Here is a 17536-nt window from a genome sequence, read left to right as displayed (position 1 = left end):
ATTTTTTCTTTTATGTAACATTTCTGTTTCATCTTCGTCTACTTCTGTAACAGAAAAAAGATAGGAGTGAAGAAGATGAAAAAATTTTGGTTGGGGGCTGCCGGTCTCCTGCTGGCTGTTACAATTGCATTTGTGTACTTCAAACAGCCTGCTGTTAAGACCGGTGCCCAAAGTACGGATCGAAATATCGTCCTTACTGACAAGAGTTGGAATTTAGAATTTTCCGAGCCAATCAATAAGATCAATGATGACTCTTTTTACGTTGTCGATAATAAAGGTGAAAGAGTTCCTGTCAACGTTACCTTTAGTGAGGACCGTAAAAGTGTCACCATCCACCCTCCGGAAGATGGTTATTCCACCGAACCCGAATTTTTCACCCTGCATATTTCCTCTGAGGTCAAGTCTTCCCTTGGACTCCCTGTCCGAGGAGATAAAACAGTAGAGTTTGCCGTCGTCCCCACACTTCCGCAAGTGAAATCAAAAGAAGAACTTAATCAATATTTCAAGTATGCCATTAAAAGAGAAAAAGAGAACAGACCGAAGTTTTCCATGTTCGACGGAACTGCCACAGAAGAATCGGCAGATGACGCAGGCGGAAATACCATGATGAAGAGTGAATCTGCCTCCGGCGAACACAGCACGACCAACAACCAGGTTCAGGGCGTTGATGAAGCTGACATCGTCAAGACTGATGGAACGTACATTTACCAGGTTGCTTCCCAAAAAATGATCATTACGAAAGCCTTTCCTGTCAGCGAGATGGAAGTCACATCTTCGGTTTCTTTTGATCACAATTTTTCCCCTCAGCATCTGTTTTTACAGGAGAATAAGCTGGTAGTCATCGGAAACAGCTGGAATGATGACTATCAGGCAGAACCCTTGCCAGGAAAGAAATCAGCTGAATTGATGATCATGCCGATGCATGGAATGATGAAGACATTCATTTATGACATTTCTGATAAAAAGAACCCGGAGCTGCTGCGGGAATTTGCCATGGAAGGGAATTATGTTGCTGCCCGGAAGGTCGGTTCTTTTGTCTACCTCGTTGCTAATCACTACCCTAATTACTGGATTCTGGAGGACAAAGAAAATGTAGAGTTGCGCCCTAGAATTACCGATAGTATGCATGGCGAGGAACCCATTTTATTGAATTATGATGATATCAAATATATGCCTCAGTCCACAGAGACCAACTATACATTATTCGCAGCCATTAATCTGGATAAGGCTGCTTCTGAAATCAATGTAGAATCTTATCTTGGAAGCGGCCATCAGATCTATATGTCCAAAAATAACCTCTATATGGCATTAACCAGATACAACCCGGCAAGAGAAAGCGCTTGGGAGTCAGCTGATACGGAGGTTTATAAATTTCTCATTGATCAGTCCAGAATTGATTTTACCGCAATGGCCAATGTAAAAGGCACGATTCTCAACCAGTTTTCAATGGATGAACATGATGGCAACTTCAGGATTGCAACGACAAAAGGGAATTCATGGGGAGATGAAAGCACTCCATCAACAAACAACCTTTATATCCTTGATGAAAACTTAAAGCATATAGGAGAAGTGGAAGACCTTGCCAAGGGCGAGCGGATCTATTCTGTCCGCTTCATGGGTGACAAAGCTTATATGGTCACATTCAAACAAGTGGACCCGCTCTTTGTCATCGATACGAGCGATCCATACTCACCCGAAGTACTGGGAGAGTTGAAAATTCCAGGTTTCAGTAGCTATCTTCATCCATTGGACGAAAATCATTTAATTGGGTTTGGCTATGACACGAAGCTTGTGAAAGATGATAAAATGCAAAATACCGAGCCGCGCGTCCTGACAGCAGGCATGAAAATCTCTCTTTTTGATGTTTCAGATTTCCACAATCCGAAAGAACAGGACACCGAACTTATCGGCGGACGAGGAACCCATTCCTATTTACTCGAGGACCATAAAGCACTGTTCCAGCATCAAGGAAGAAATCTATTCGGCTTTCCAGTTTCGGTTTATCATGAAAAAGAAGGCAGCATGTATGAACAGGTCTTTGATTATCAGGGTGCGCTTCTTTTTGAAATCACTCCTGAAAACGGAATCGTCCACAAAGCGAAAATGGTCCAATCGGAAGACAATGAAATCTATGAACGCTGGGAGAATCAAATCCAGAGGATGCTCTATATCGATGATAACCTCTACACTCTTTCTCCAGAGATTATCAAGGCTTACAATATCGGTGACTTTAGTAAAATTCAAGAACTAGAAATTCAATAGTGTTTAGTGAGGGCTCTCTTCCAGAAAACGAGCTTTAGAGGAAAACAAATTGAGGACGAAATCGATTGTGATTTCGTTCTTTTTTCTGGTTACACCACAGAGTCCCGCCATGTTTTCGGTTGCAGGCGTATATCTCAGCGGGACTTTGCGTGGTAGGCATCCTGTTATGCCCGAAGGAGGTTACTGAAGGTACATTAACATCCTAGTCGACCCTCTTTACCAAATTGTATATACTCCTGCTATTGTTTTTCCTGACTTAGCTAGATCCTTTTATTTTTACGAAAAAACGGGAATAATGGATGTGGATGCGGGAAAGGAGAGTTTTTATGAGCATATCTTTTTATCAGCGGTTTTTGAGATGGCCCATTTTAGTGAGAACCTTAACAATTGCACTTGGGGCTATCTCGGCTTTCGGAATCCTGATTCATTTAATAGAACCGGGCACTTTCCCGACTGTGTTTGACGGGATCTGGTGGGCAATCATCACGACATCAACGGTGGGATATGGAGACTATGTACCGTTGACTACAACAGGCAGAATTGTAGCCATGCTGTTGATCCTTCTGGGAGCAGGATTCCTGACCACCTACTTCGTGACATTGGCTACTTCAACCGTAAGAACTCAAAATGCTTACCTTGAAGGAAGGGTCTCATTTGCCGGCAAAGATCACACCATCATTGTTGGTTGGAATGAACGCTCAAGGGAGATCATTGACCAGCTTACTGCATTTGATAAGAAGCATGAAATCACACTGATTGATAGTACACTTGAAGAAAATCCTTACAGAAATCATTATATCCATTTTATAAAAGGACAGGCATTCCGTGACGATATCCTCATGAAGGCAGGAATCAAAGAGGCCTCGATCGCTGTCATTACAGCCGATCAGAATAAGAATGAAATGGATGCTGATATGAATACGGTAATGACCTTGCTTGCGATGAAAGGAATCGCCCCCGGCTTGTATTGTGTGGCTGAAATTTTGACCGGTGACCATATCGCCAATGCCGAGAGGGCGGGTGCTGATGAAGTCATCCAAACCAACAAACAAACAAGCTATATCATTATGGACAGCATTTTGTCCAAGGGAATGAGCACCACCATCTTGGAATTATTGAATCATCTAAAAGGCAACAACCTTAAGGTCATCAGTACCTGCCCGGAATGGTGTGAAAAAACATTCAGTGATTTGAGTACAATCCTTTTGGAAAGAAATATTATCCTTTTAGGAATTAAAAAAGGAGAGTGCACCACAGTGAACCCTCCTTTGGAGACCATTGTCCATCCCGAAGACGGGCTGCTTGTCATTTCAAGTGAAAAGTGACTATCTCAGCAGCTGGTCTTCCAATTCTTTTACCAGTTCGACTCCTATGGATACATATTCCTCCGGAAAGCTTGCATCAGCGTCTTGAGGTTCGGAAAACTGATTGGTTGTACCTGAAAACGTTCCTGTTGACGCATGATCATCCAATCCGCGTTGATATTTATGAGAAAGCAGGAAAGGCCTCCCGAATTCAACGGTAGCTCCGTATGAGTCCAGCTGTCCGTCAACTGCGGCAAATGGGAGACGCAAAAATTGATAGCCAACTTTGTCATCGATTTTATAATCAAAATAACCGTGATCATAATCCCAGTTGCCGCCGATGCTGTATCCTAAAGGCTTGAGCTGCTGCTCCAACTTGTATAACTGAAAATGCTGACCCTCCAGTTTAGAAGGAAGTTCAATCATCCCAAACACTCCTTTCTTTCGGTTAGTTTTTCCCAGAGTGGTTGGGATAAGTCATAAAATGTGAAAAAGGGTTGGAGCTCAATCGCTTCCGTTTGTTGTCTTAGTTAGGAATAGCATATTTCTATTTAGAGTCGGCTCTTGAGGACGATAATTGGTAAAACCCAATTATAAAGTGCTTTAGAGCATTTTTTAAGGACGATAATTTAACTTAGTTCATTTTTAAAAGCCTTTAGAACCTCCCTAGAGGACGATATTTCGCCACATTCTATATTATCGTCCTTTAAAGTCCCTCTATAGGACGATATTTCGCCACATTCTATATTAAAGTCCTTTACAGCCTCTCTATAGGACGATAATTTGCAACGTTCAATATTAAAGTCCTTTAAAGTCCCTCTATAGGACGATAATTATCAGCATCCATTTTTAAAGTCCTATAAAGTCTCTCTATAGGACGATATTTCGCCACATTCTATATTATCGTCCTTTAAAGCCCCTCTATAGGACGATATCTGGTAACATACAATATTAAAGTCCTTTAAAGTCCTTCTATAGGACGATAATTTGCAACGTTCAATATTAAAGTCCTTTAAAGCTCCTCTATAGGACGATATCTGGTAACATACAATTTTAAAGTCCTTTAAAGTCCCTCTATAGGACGATAATTTGCAACATTCAATATTAAAGTCCTTTAAAGCCCCTCAATAGGACGATATTTCGCCACATTCTATATTATCGTCCTTTAAAGTTCCTCTATAGGACGATATTTCGCCACATTCTATATTATCGTCCTTTAAAGTTCCTCTATAGGACGATACGCAACCTCCAATATTAGTGTCCTTTAAAGTCCCTCTATAGGACGATAATTATCAGCATCCATTTTTAAAGTCCTATAAAGTCTCTCTATAGGACGATATTTCGCAAGGGCTTTTTTTAAAGTCCTTTACAACTCTTTTTTAAGAACAAAAACCACTTTATTCGTATTTAAGGCCTTTAGGCGATAAAAAACAAAGAAGCTGACACCCGCGTGGAGTGTCAGCTTCTTTTTCTATTATTTTAGACGCTTCTCAAGCTCTGCTTTCTTTTCTTCAAATCCTGGCTTGCCAAGAAGGGCGAACATGTTCACTTTGTACGCTTCCACTCCCGGCTGGTCAAATGGATTAACGCCAAGCAGGTATCCGCTGATGGCACATGCTTTTTCAAAGAAATACACAAGGTATCCGAATGTGTACGCATCCATAGCTGGAATTTCGACGATAAGGTTAGGCACACCGCCGTCAGTGTGGGCAAGCAATGTTCCCTCAAATGCTTTATTGTTAACGAAGTCTACTGTTTGGCCTGCCAGATAGTTAAGGCCGTCCAAATCACTTTCTGCTTCTTCGATTTTCAATTCGTGACGCGGTTCTGAAACTTTGATGACTGTTTCAAACAGGTCTCTTCTGCCCTCTTGGACATATTGCCCCATGGAGTGAAGGTCTGTTGAGAAGTTTGCAGATGCAGGGAAAATTCCTTTTTGGTCTTTTCCTTCACTTTCACCAAATAGCTGCTTCCACCACTCAGAGAAATATTGAAGGCCTGGCTCATAATTGATCAGCATTTCAATTGTTTTTCCTTTATTGTACAGGACGTTTCGCACGGCAGCATATTGGTATGCTGGATTTGCTTCCAGCTCATCTGTATTGAAATCATTACGTGCAGCCGCAGCACCGTTCATCATCGCTTCAATGTCAATTCCACTCACTGCAATCGGCAGAAGACCTACAGCTGTCAGGACAGAATAACGGCCTCCAACATCATCAGGCACTACGAATGTTTCAAACCCTTCGTCAGTAGCCAGTGTTTTAAGAGCACCTTTTGCTTTGTCCGTAGTTGCATAGATTCGCTTTCTTGCTTCCTCTACACCGTATTTTTCTTCCAGTTTTTTGCGGAAGATTCGGAATGCTATGGCTGGCTCTGTGGTTGTACCTGATTTTGAAATGACATTGATGGAGAAATCTTTATTTTCAAGAAGGTCCATCAAGTCTGTCATGTAAGTTGAGCTGATATTGTTTCCTAAGAACAGCACTTGAGGTGTTTTGCGCTGTTCTCCTGGAAGAGCATTGTAGAAGCTGTGGTTCAGCATTTCAAGAGCCGCTCTTGCACCAAGATAAGAACCACCTATACCAATGACAAGAAGGACATCTGAATCGCTTTTGATTTTTTCCGAAGCCTTTTGAATACGGGAGAATTCTTCTTTATCATAGTTTTCAGGAAGGTCGATCCAGCCTAAAAAGTCATTCCCTGCCCCTGTTCCTTCATGCAGGGAGTTATGTGCTGTTTTGACAGCGTCTTTCAAGTATGTAATTTCATGTTCACCGAAGAAAGGCAGTGCTTTTGAATAATCAAAGCGTACATGTGTCATATCATTTTCCTCCAATTGAATGTTTAGTCGTTTTTATCTTTCCTGTTGGCAAGGATAACTAAACGAAAATCTTGATGTTGACTGTTCATTTTATCTAATCAGCCTACAGTAAACACTTTACCTAAACCGGAAGAGAGAATCAAGAAGGACCACAAGTGTAAACGGATACATTTTTATATTTATGAAAAAGGACTGACTCCGCTAAGAATCAGTCCTTTTCGAGAATTAAAGGGAAGCTTGAAGGATGGCTTTTACATCTTCATGTTTCAAGGAATTGAAGTTGCCGAACTCCCCGTTTACCATTGCCTTTTCGGTCATTTCATCAACCTTTTCGTCCGTTATGTCATAATCCGCAAGACGGGAAGGAGCTCCGATGCTGCTCCAGAATTCGGAAAGCTTATCGATGCCTTCCAGTCCGGTTTCTTTTGCAGATTTCCCTTCTGGATTCACATCAAAGACACGAACTGCCATTTGTGCAAAACGTTCCGGATTCACATCAATATTATGTCTCATCCAGTTAGGGAACAAAATTGCCAACCCGCCTGCGTGAGGAATGTCATAGACAGCTGAGACCGCATGCTCAATATTATGGCTCGCCCAGTCACCGCGATAACCCATTTGAAGCATTCCATTTAATGCGATCGTCCCTGAGTAAAGAATGGTTTCTCTGTGCTCGTAGCTTTCAAGGTTATCAAGAAGCTTAGGAGCAGTTTCTATCACTGTTCTCAAAGTCGCTTCACACATTCTGTCCTGTAATGGAGTGTTCGTCGCGTTATTGAAATATTGTTCAAAAACGTGAGACATCATATCGACCATTCCATAAATCGTTTGATCTCTCGGAACAGTAAACGTGTTTTGTGGATCTAAGATGGAGAATTTAGGGAACACGGCAGGACTACCCCAGCCATATTTTTCATGAGTTTCCCAATTTGTGATAACAGAACCGGCATTCATTTCAGAACCTGTAGCAGCCAATGTAAGAACTGTTCCGAATGGAAGGGCTTCTTCTGCAAAGGCTTTCTTTGTCACAAGATCCCAAGCATCCCCGTCATATTTTGCGCCTGCAGCCACTGCCTTCGTACAGTCAATGACACTTCCGCCCCCTACTGCAAGGAGAAATTCAATTCCTTCACTTTTACAGATTTCCACACCTTTTCTTACAGTGGAAATACGCGGATTCGGTTCAACACCTGCAAGCTCATGAACTTCTGCATCCATTTCTTTCAATAAGCCTGTAACCTGGTCATAGAGGCCGTTTCGTTTAATGCTTCCTCCACCGTAAACAAGCAGGACCTTTTTGCCGTATTGTGGAATTTCTTCCTTTAGTTTTTCTACTTCGTCTTTACCAAAGATCAATTTAGTCGGATTGTAAAAAGCAAAACTGTTCATTCTGTTACCTCCTCTATTTTTAGCGGCTTCCACTTATGTAAAAGCCTGTATCTTTTACTTCTGCCCTTTTTATTATCAGATATAATGTTCCCTTATTGCAAAGAAAATGCCCACTGATATTTTTTCCGGGCATGCATAATAATTTGTAAAAAACAACAAGCTATGAAGGAAACAAGAAATAAAAGTGCCGAGTGAACTAAAAGGTTAAAGCCGGCACATAACCCATAAGGAGGTCACAACATGAGTACAATTCAACGTATCGCACTGGTCCTTACTATCATTGGAGCAATCAACTGGGGGCTTGTAGGGTTCTTCCAATTTGACCTTGTTGCCGCTATCTTCGGCGGACAAGATTCAGCGCTTGCCCGCCTTGTATATGGTTTAGTCGGTATTGCCGGCTTAATCAATATCGGTCTTCTGTTTGCTCCATCTGAAGAAGCAGAGCATTCTCCTGAAGCCCGTCCAACACGATAAAATGATAAAAGACAAACTCCGATGGTGAGTTTGTCTTTTTTGTTTGGTTGGGCCAAGTGCTGCTTGTTTGGATGGCTTTAAGTTTCAATTTTTTTCAGGTAACTATTCATTGGACCAAATTATAGGATTGTTGTTACCTTCTCGTTTCTTTTGGGACTCCATCTCTACTACCAATCCACGTCGGTTTTGTAGGTGACCTTCTCTGGGATTCTACTACCAATCTACAGAGTTTTGTAGGTAACTCTTCTCTCGCATTCCTCACCTACCAAACCACGCTGTTTTTGTAGGTGAGTTCCCTTTGGCACTAAATCTCTCCTACCAATTAACGACGATTTAGTAGGTGATCGCTTTTGGGACTACACCTCTCCTGCTAATCCACGACAATTCAGCACTAACAAACAGACTACCGAAGCAGTCTGCGTACAATTTTCAGGCCTTTTTTCGAGTTAGGATATTTAAATGGCAGGTCAAAGAGATTCGTTTGTTTCAAGACACTTTTATAATGAGAAAAGGTGGAAAAGCTGCTTTCCCCATGATAGCTTCCAATCCCGCTTTCCCCTACCCCTCCAAACGGCAGGTGAGGTGTGGCAACATGCATGAGGGTATCATTGATACAGCCTCCGCCAAAAGATAGATTTTGGGTGATGTCTTTTTCCACGTCTTCATCTTCAGTGAACAAATAAAGGGCAAGCGGCTTCGGCCGGCTTGTTATAAACGCCTTGACTTCTTGCAGCCTGTCATAGGTAAGTACAGGGAATATCGGCCCAAAAATTTCTTCAGTCATGACAGGGACATCAGTATTAAGGGGCTTGATTAAAGTCGGCTGTATCTGCAAGGATTGATCATCATATCGGCCGCCAAGTATCACTTCTCCATCATTCAAGTATTTTTTCAGACGGTCATAATGGCGCTCATTGACAATTTTTCCATACTGATCGCTTTGCAGCGGCTCTTCCCCGTAAAACTCCTGAACAGCTTTTTTGTACTCTTCAATAAACTTGCCTTCTGCATGTCGATGTACAAAAAGGTAGTCAGGGGCAATACAGGTTTGCCCTGAATTGGCGAGTTTTCCAAATGCAATCCGTTTAGCTGCAAGACTCAGGTCTGCGTCTTCATGGACAATGCATGGGCTTTTACCTCCCAATTCAAGCGTGACGGGAATTAAGCGCTTAGAGGCGGCTTCCATCACAATTTTACCGACCGGAACGCTTCCAGTGAAAAAGATGTAATCGAAAGCCTGGTCTAATAGAAACTGGTTTGTTTGGACTCCACCCTCCATTACATAAACGAGTTCTTTATTAAATGCATTTTCAAACATCTCCGACAGCACTTTTGATGTATGCGGTGTCAATTCAGAGGGTTTGATTATTGCTGTATTTCCCGCTGCCAATGCGCCAATCAAAGGGGAAACCGCTAATTGGATAGGATAATTCCAAGGAGCGATAATCAAAGATACTCCGTACGGTTCAGGAATCCGGTATCCTTTTGACCCTAGATGGGTTACAGCCGTTTTTACCTTCTTCGGCTTTGCCCATGAGTCCAGGTGTTTTAGAGTGAAACTGATTTCTTCAAGCAAAATACCGATCTCAGTTGTATACGCTTCTCTTTCAGATTTATTCAAATCATCATGCAGGGCTTTAAGGAGTTTTGACTCATTTTTCCGAAGCACGTCGGCTAACTTTTTAAGGTTGTCTTTCCTCGTTGCCATCGGTCTTGTTTTACCTGTCGCATAGTAATTCTTTTGAAGAACAACCGCCGCTTCTACTTCTTCCCGCGATTTCTCCCGTATGGTGATTCCGCTCATTTTAAGACTCTCCTTGGATTGACTGATTTAGTATTATTATATACCTTTTGCCTATGTTGTACTTTTAAATATAATCGAGTAATAAAGACGATATGGTTTGTGAGCCCTGAGCTCGTTTGTTCTCGACAGTGCCATTTGGATTAAAAGCAAGAGGATAAAAATGCGGCTACACCGCTTGGTAAAAAAACAAATCCACCACCTCTAAACGCTGCTCTGACTACTTCGATTCATTTACGACCTTCAATCGACAACCTCTAAAGGCCTCTTTGACTACCTCGATTCCTCCACGACCTTCAATCGGCAACCTCTAAAGGCCTCTTTGACTACCTCGATTCGCTCAAGACCTTCAATCGGCAACCTCTAAAAGGCTCTATGACTACCTTGATTCCTCCACGACCTTTAATCGGCAACCTCTAAAAGGCTCTATGACTACCTTGATTCCTCCACTACCTTCAATCGACAACCTCTCAAGGCCTCTTTGACTACCTTGATTCCTCCACGACCTTATAATCGACAACCTCTAAAAGGCCTCTTTGACTACCTCGATTCCTCCACGATCTTTAATCGGCAACCTCTAAACTCCTCTTTGACTACCTCGATTCCTCCACGACCTTCAATCGACAACCTCTAAAGGCCTCTCTGAATATAAAAAATAATAGTAAAAAGGTGCCTTTGCCTGAAACCTTCACACAATACAAAAACTAACTATTAACGTAAAAAAAGCCGACCAGGCATATATAAACCTGATCGACATTTTATTAAACCCAGCCTCTGAACCTGGAGGCTTCTGCCATTTTGCGGGCACCCACCATGTAGGCCGCTAAACGCATATTGACGCGACGGTTCATTGATGTTTCATATACATTATTGAACGCGTCTACCAGTTTCTTGTGAAGTTTTTCGTTCACTTCTTCTTCTGTCCAGTAATAACCTTGGTTATTTTGGACCCACTCAAAGTAAGATACGGTTACCCCGCCGGCACTCGCCAGTACGTCCGGGACGAGGAGGATATCTCTTTCTGAGAGGATTCTGGTTGCTTCAAAAGTAGTCGGGCCGTTTGCTGCCTCCACAACGATCGATGCTTTAATGTTATAAGCATTTGATTCAGTGATTTGATTGGAAATTGCTGCGGGTACAAGAATATCACAGTCCAGCTCCAATAAATCCTTATTAGAAATTGTATTTTCGAATAACGTTGTAACGGTTCCAAAGCTGTCACGGCGATCTAGCAGATAATCGATATCCAAACCTTTAGGATCGTGAAGAGCTCCATGGGCATCAGAGATTGCGATGACTTTCGCACCTGCATCATGCATGAATTTTGCAAGGAAGCTTCCAGCATTACCGAACCCTTGGATGACGACTCGGGCCCCTTTTAAGTCAATGCCTTTTTTCTTGGCGGCTTCTTCGATACAGATTGTAACACCTTGTGCTGTTGCCTTTTCACGCCCTTGGGAACCACCCAATACCAACGGCTTTCCGGTAATGAAACCTGGTGAGTCATTTTCACGTAATCGGCTGTATTCATCCATCATCCAGGCCATGATTTGAGAATTGGTATATACATCTGGAGCAGGAATATCTTTCGTCGGCCCGACAATCTGGCTTATCGCCCTGACGTAACCACGGCTGAGTCTTTCCAACTCGGTGAAGGACATTGTTCTGGGATCACAAACAATCCCGCCTTTTCCTCCGCCGTAGGGCAAGTCAACAATCCCGCATTTCAGGCTCATCCACATGGATAATGCTTTCACTTCCTCCTCATCCACTTCAGGATGGAAGCGGACGCCTCCTTTAGTAGGTCCAACAGCATCATTGTGCTGGGCTCTATATCCTGTAAATACCTTGATACTTCCATCATCCATCCGGACAGGAATACGTACAGTCAGCATACGAATCGGCTCTTTTAAAAGTTCAAACATTTCCTCATTATAACCAAGCTTGCCGAGAGCATCATTGATTACGTGTTGAGTAGATGTAAACAGATTCAGATTTTCTCCCATTGAAAAATTCGCCTCTTTATTGTGTAGTCTAAAACCGTTTGTTATTGTAACATACAACCTGAGAAATGCTTAGTGAAACACTGGCAGTTTCTTATATTTGGTGTCATGTAAACTCTGTATTAGTATAATTCGTTCCAAGTAAGCGAATCCGCGGGGCCAGTTATGTTTCAGCTTGTACGTAACCTTGAAATGGAAGTCACACTAGTCCCGCAGGAAATCTTGCACCTTCCACTCCAATTAAAACCCCACAAGTGTTGGAACAACCTCCACTTTAATCAAAGTCCGTGTAACAAGAAGCCATCCAATTATCTCGACAGAACTTTTTGAATGCGCTCGATTGCCCAATCCAGGTCTTCCTGGCTGATGATCAGAGGAGGGGCAAACCTGATGACTGTTTCATGTGTTTCTTTGCACAACAAGCCTTCTTCTTTTAGCTTTTCGCAATAGCTGCGTGCTGGCTCAGTCAATTCAACTCCGATGAATAATCCTCTTCCACGAACTTCTTTGATTTTCGGATTATCGATTTCCTTTAATTTGTCCATGAAATATTTACCGAGATCAAGGGAACGCTGAGCAAGTTCTTCATCTTCCAGTACTTCCAGTGAAGCAACCGACACAGCACATGCCATTGGATTACCTCCGAAAGTCGACCCGTGGGAACCCGGGTTGAATACACCAAGGATATCTTCATCCGCTACCACGCAGGAAATCGGGAAAACCCCGCCGCCAAGCGCTTTTCCAAGGATATACATATCCGGTTCAACATCTTCCCATTCACAGGCAAACATTTTACCAGTACGTGCAAGGCCTGCCTGGATTTCATCCGCAATGAATAGAACATTGTTTTCTTTACAAAGCTCATATGCTGCCTTGAGGAAACCTTCAGGAGGGATGACAATACCTGCTTCACCCTGGATTGGCTCAATCAAAAATGCTGCCGTATTAGGTGTAATGGCTTCTTTCAATGCATCAATATCGCCATATGGCACAAGGTTGATGCCAGGAAGCATCGGCCCGAATCCGCGTTTGTATTCTTCTTCAGAAGAAAGAGAAACCGCAGACATGGTACGTCCGTGGAAGTTACCTTCACACGCAATGATTTCTGCTTGATTATCCGCTACACCTTTTTTGTCATATGCCCAGCGGCGTGCTGTTTTAATGGCCGTTTCAACAGCCTCTGCACCTGTGTTCATTGGCAGGGCCATATCCTTATTAGTCATTTTACAGATTTTTTCATACCAAGGGCCAAGCTGGTCATTGTGAAAAGCTCGGGAAGTCAGCGTGACGCGGTCAGCCTGGTCTTTCAGAGCCTGGATGATTCTCGGGTGGCGGTGTCCTTGGTTTACTGCGGAATACGCACTAAGCATATCCATGTATTTGTTTCCTTCAGGATCTTTTACCCACACACCTTCCGCTTCGGAGATTACGATTGGAAGCGGGTGATAGTTGTTTGCGCCGTATTCTTGTGTTTGTTCTATGATTGATTGAGAATTTCTTGACATTTTATCTTCCTCCTCATCATTTTAAATAGGTTTCCCCTGGTTAAGTATGAAAATTTTCGATTTAAAATATGTTCATTTAATAAGACTCATTCCTAACGCATTTGTCTGCAGAGGGAAAAAAACATCTTCCCGATTCAGCAATACTGAGAAAAAACAGCCTATTATAATCAATGGAGCCTCCTGCTTGAAGGCTCCATTGTGTTGTAATGCTGCTTAAAGCATTTCAGATGTTGTTTTAGCTTGCATGTGAAGAAGCAAGTAGTCAGGGCCGCCTGCTTTAGAGTCAGTACCTGACATGTTGAATCCGCCGAATGGCTGGTATCCAACGATTGCACCTGTACATCCACGGTTGAAGTATAGGTTTCCGACATGGAAGTCTTCACGGGCTTGCTCGATATGTGCACGGTTGTTGGTGATAACGGCACCAGTCAAACCATAGTCTGTATTGTTAGCAATTTCAATTGCATGAGTGAAATCTTTCGCTTTTGTAAATCCAACAACCGGACCAAAGATTTCTTCTTTCATGATGCGTGCTTCAGGATCAAGGTGAGCAAAGATCGTCGGCTTGATGAAGTACCCTTTGGAGTCGTCTCCTTCTCCACCGATCATCAATTCGCCTTCTTCTTTACCGATTTCGATGTAGCTCATGATCTTATCGAATGCTGCCTGGTCATTAACAGGACCCATGAATGTTTCACGGTCTGTTGTATCGCCGACAGTCAATTCTTTCGTCAGTTCTACAGCACGCTCAAGAACTTGATCGTAAACGTCTTCAACGATTACTGCACGGGAACATGCTGAACATTTTTGCCCTGAGAATCCGAACGCAGATGCAACGATCGATTTTGCCGCTAACTCCAGGTCAGCTTCTTTATCGACTACAATTGTATCCTTACCGCCCATTTCAGCAATCACACGTTTCAGCCAGATTTGGCCTTCGTGCACTTTAGCAGCACGTTCGTAGATGCGTGTACCTACATCGCGGGAGCCTGTGAAAGATACGAAGCGGGTTTTCGGATGATCCACTATATAATCACCCATTTCAGATCCGCTTCCAGGGATGAAGTTAATAACGCCTTTAGGAAGTCCCGCTTCTTCAAGAACTTCAATAAATTTCGCTGCAACAACAGGAGTCGTTGATGCTGGTTTCAGAAGTACTGTGTTACCGGACACGATTGCCGCAACAGCTGTACCAGCCATGATGGCGAACGCGAAGTTCCAAGGGGAAATGACTACACCTACCCCAAGTGGAATGTAGTTGAATTGATTGTATTCGCCAGGACGGCTTTCTACTTTAAAGCCTTCTGCGATGCGCAACATTTGGCGACCGTAATATTCCATGAAGTCAATAGCTTCAGCTGTATCTGCGTCCGCTTCGTTCCAAGGCTTACCTGCTTCTCTTACAAGGATTGCAGAGAACTCATGCTTGCGGCGGCGTACAATGGCAGCAGCCTTGAACAGGATGTCTGCACGCGTTTCCGGCTTTACTTTTCTCCAAGTCTGGAATGTTTCGTATGCTTCGTTCATTGCTTTTTCAGCCAGTTCACGGCTTGCTTTTGACACACGACCTACAACTTGTTCTTTATTCGCCGGGTTCACAGAAACAATCTTATCTTCAGTGGTAATCTTTTCTCCACCGATTGTTAACGGATAATCCTGGCCTAAATAGCTGTTTACCAAATTAAGGCCCTCTTTAAATGCTTTCTGATTTTCCTCTTTTGAAAAGTCTGTGAATGGTTCATGTTTGTACGGAATCAATTTCATTTCCCCCTTTATCTAAAATAAAAAATTAATATACTCATATATTGCAGGGTCAAAACGCAAAAAAAATTTGCAATCAGAAAACCCTTACATATATAATAATGCAAAAGATAGTTGCATTTTTCAAGCATTTTGTTTAATTTTTTTACTATTCTTTAAAAAATGCTCGACACCATGTGTATGAATCGGGATTTCCATTCATTCATAAAGGTTTAAATGCTTGATGAAAAACTATCTTGCACATTACACTATTACACTATGAAACGGTCTTTCAAACTTATAAACCTGATTCTTTAAAACTTTTCTGAATTTTTTCAGGTGCGGCACACAAAAGGAGAGAAAACGAGATGTTTGTGAACGATATGCAAGAGTTGGTTTATCTCTATGAGAAAGTATTGGACTCTATCGATGCAGGCGTTCATGTCATTGACTCTGAAGGAAAAACCATTATATATAATAGAAAAATGATGGATATTGAGGGGATGGATGTTGATGATGTCCTCGATAAAAATCTGCTCGAGGTCTTCCAATTCAGCTATGGCGAGGAAAGCACATTGTTACATGTACTCCGAACCGGAAATCCTGCCCTTAATGTCAAACAAACGTACTTTAACGTAAAGGGCAGCGAGATCACGACCATTAATAATACCTACCCGGTTTTTCATAAAGATGCGATTATCGGTGCGATGGAGATTGCACGGGACATCACCAAGCTGGAAAAATTGATACGGGAAAAACGGGCAAAAAAAGACGAACCACTCTATACTTTTGATCACATTATCGGGGAAGACTCACTATTTAAAGAGGTCATCGAGAACAGCCGGCGAGCTGCAAAGACTTCCTCACCGGTACTGATCATTGGAGAAACAGGCACGGGAAAAGAGCTCTTTTCCCACAGCATCCATAATGGCAGTCCACGGGCGAAAGATCCACTCATCATCCAAAATTGTTCTGCACTTCCTGAACCTGTCATGGAAGAGCTTTTGTTCGGCATCAACAACGAGGAGTCCGGGGAGACAGTTGAAAGTCCCGGGTTATTCGAACAAGCAGCCGAAGGAACGTTGATTTTAGATGAGATCAATAGTTTAAGCCTGCCTCTTCAAACCAAATTGTTAAGAGCATTAAGGGAAAAGAAAGTGCGCAGACTCTGCTCCGATGTCGATCGACCGATTGAATGCAGAATGATTTGCACCATAAATGAAGACCCTGTCGACGCCATTTCTGAAGGAAGGCTGCGGAAAGAACTCTACTATCAATTGAGTGTCGTTTCCATTTTCATTCCTCCATTAAGGGAAAGAATGGAAGACTTGGATCTCTTGCTCCATTATTTCATTGAAAAATATAACGGTCTTTTCGGCATGGACGTCAAAGGGCTCGAAGATTCAGTGTATGAGCGATTCTCGAATTACGATTGGCCCGGAAATGTCCGAGAGCTTGAACATGTCATAGAAGGGGCATTCAACTTGATGGGGACCGGCGGACGCATAGGGTACAATCAGCTGCCGATGCATTTCAGGCAGCGAACACAACTCCTTGATGAGAAAAAACTCGATAGCAACGCAGAAGACTTTCTTTTTGACGGCGATAAAGAGATCAAGCCGCTTGAAGAATATATGGCTGAAGCCGAAATCTATTACATCCAGAAGGCACTTTTACACCATGACTTTAATGTCACCAAAACGGCAAAAACCCTTGGCATGAGCAGGCAGAACCTGCAATACCGAATTAAGAAATTTGAGATTGAACGGCCTGATTGAGTTTTTTTAAAAGGAGCCTCACCTATGGAAGGCTCCTTTTTTAGTTGTTGCATTTATTGGAATAGAATTTGGAAGTCGCCGATAGAATCCAGAACTCGTTGATAGCAGACAAAAAAGCGATGATCGAACAGTTAAAGTCGTCGATAGAACAAATAATCGCTTTCGCTTTGTACACATTTCAGAGCATAAAAAAAGAACCGGTATCACTACCAGTCCTTGAAATATTACTTCTTGATTAGATCTTCACGCTCAGATTGCTCGATCCACTCTTCAAGCTTGTCTTTAAGAGTATTGAATCCAGTTGGAGCAGTTTCTGCTGCTGGAGCTGACTTAACGCTTCCTTGACGACGCTTAGGCTTTTTAGCTGCCGCTGCTGCCTTAGGCTCTTCTGCAGGCGCTTCTTGAGTCGCGCGGATAGACAGGCTGATTTTGCCTTTTGATTCGTCAACAGACAAT

General features: G+C 42.6%; 11 protein-coding genes and 1 pseudogene. 4 read left to right on the top strand and 8 right to left on the bottom strand.

Translation table 11 applies throughout. The features are described from left to right. The first annotated feature begins 75 nt into the window (after positions 1-75). Positions 76-2262, top strand: a complete 2187-nt coding sequence (locus BSG1_RS11165) for a beta-propeller domain-containing protein (protein ID WP_006837130.1) — start codon at positions 76-78, stop codon at positions 2260-2262. Between the two features lie 326 nt (positions 2263-2588). Continuing rightward, on the top strand, positions 2589-3587 hold the full coding sequence (locus BSG1_RS11160) for a potassium channel family protein (RefSeq protein ID WP_044022770.1): 999 nt from the start codon (positions 2589-2591) through the stop codon (positions 3585-3587). On the opposite strand, the gene BSG1_RS11155 is transcribed toward BSG1_RS11160, so the two are convergent. From BSG1_RS11155 to BSG1_RS11145, 3 genes are all read right to left on the bottom strand, one after another. Continuing rightward, positions 3588-3992: a YugN-like family protein gene (locus tag BSG1_RS11155; RefSeq protein ID WP_006837128.1), complete on the bottom strand. Its 405-nt coding sequence runs from the start codon at positions 3990-3992 to the stop codon at positions 3588-3590. It abuts the gene before it with no gap. A 1048-nt stretch (positions 3993-5040) separates the two neighbouring features. Further along, positions 5041-6390, bottom strand: coding sequence for a glucose-6-phosphate isomerase (locus tag BSG1_RS11150; RefSeq protein ID WP_044022769.1), 1350 nt, complete (start codon positions 6388-6390; stop codon positions 5041-5043). A gap of 225 nt (positions 6391-6615) precedes the next feature. Beyond that, positions 6616-7779, bottom strand: a complete 1164-nt coding sequence (locus BSG1_RS11145; protein WP_006837126.1) for an iron-containing alcohol dehydrogenase — start codon at positions 7777-7779, stop codon at positions 6616-6618. A 240-nt stretch (positions 7780-8019) separates the two neighbouring features. Here BSG1_RS11145 and BSG1_RS11140 point away from each other — a divergent pair, with 240 nt between their 5' ends. Beyond that, the gene (locus BSG1_RS11140) at positions 8020-8253 is read left to right on the top strand and encodes a DUF378 domain-containing protein (protein WP_006837125.1); all 234 of its coding nucleotides are present in this window, start codon (positions 8020-8022) and stop codon (positions 8251-8253) included. Between the two features lie 403 nt (positions 8254-8656). On the opposite strand, the gene BSG1_RS11135 is transcribed toward BSG1_RS11140, so the two are convergent. From BSG1_RS11135 to pruA, 4 genes are all read right to left on the bottom strand, one after another. Beyond that, positions 8657-10057, bottom strand: a complete 1401-nt coding sequence (locus tag BSG1_RS11135) for an aldehyde dehydrogenase (RefSeq protein WP_006837124.1) — start codon at positions 10055-10057, stop codon at positions 8657-8659. Between the two features lie 758 nt (positions 10058-10815). Then, positions 10816-12060, bottom strand: a complete 1245-nt coding sequence (locus tag BSG1_RS11130; RefSeq protein ID WP_006837123.1) for a Glu/Leu/Phe/Val family dehydrogenase — start codon at positions 12058-12060, stop codon at positions 10816-10818. A gap of 305 nt (positions 12061-12365) precedes the next feature. Then, positions 12366-13562 (bottom strand): ornithine--oxo-acid transaminase, encoded by a 1197-nt coding sequence (locus tag BSG1_RS11125; protein WP_006837122.1) that lies wholly within the window; start codon positions 13560-13562, stop codon positions 12366-12368. A gap of 213 nt (positions 13563-13775) precedes the next feature. Beyond that, positions 13776-15326, bottom strand: a complete 1551-nt coding sequence (gene pruA / locus BSG1_RS11120) for an L-glutamate gamma-semialdehyde dehydrogenase (RefSeq protein WP_006837121.1) — start codon at positions 15324-15326, stop codon at positions 13776-13778. Between the two features lie 344 nt (positions 15327-15670). Here pruA and BSG1_RS11115 point away from each other — a divergent pair, with 344 nt between their 5' ends. Beyond that, positions 15671-17080, top strand: a complete 1410-nt coding sequence (locus tag BSG1_RS11115) for a sigma-54 interaction domain-containing protein (protein WP_006837120.1) — start codon at positions 15671-15673, stop codon at positions 17078-17080. Between the two features lie 224 nt (positions 17081-17304). On the opposite strand, the pseudogene BSG1_RS11110 reads toward BSG1_RS11115, so the two are convergent. Beyond that, a pseudogene (locus BSG1_RS11110) lies at positions 17305-17536 on the bottom strand (RNA-binding protein S1); the annotation flags it as partial.

Origin of the sequence: Bacillus sp. SG-1, from assembly GCF_000181495.1 — a bacterium.
In the GTDB taxonomy this organism is placed as follows: Bacteria; Bacillota; Bacilli; order Bacillales; family Bacillaceae_B; genus Rossellomorea.
This window is presented reverse-complemented; position numbering and strand designations above follow the sequence as displayed.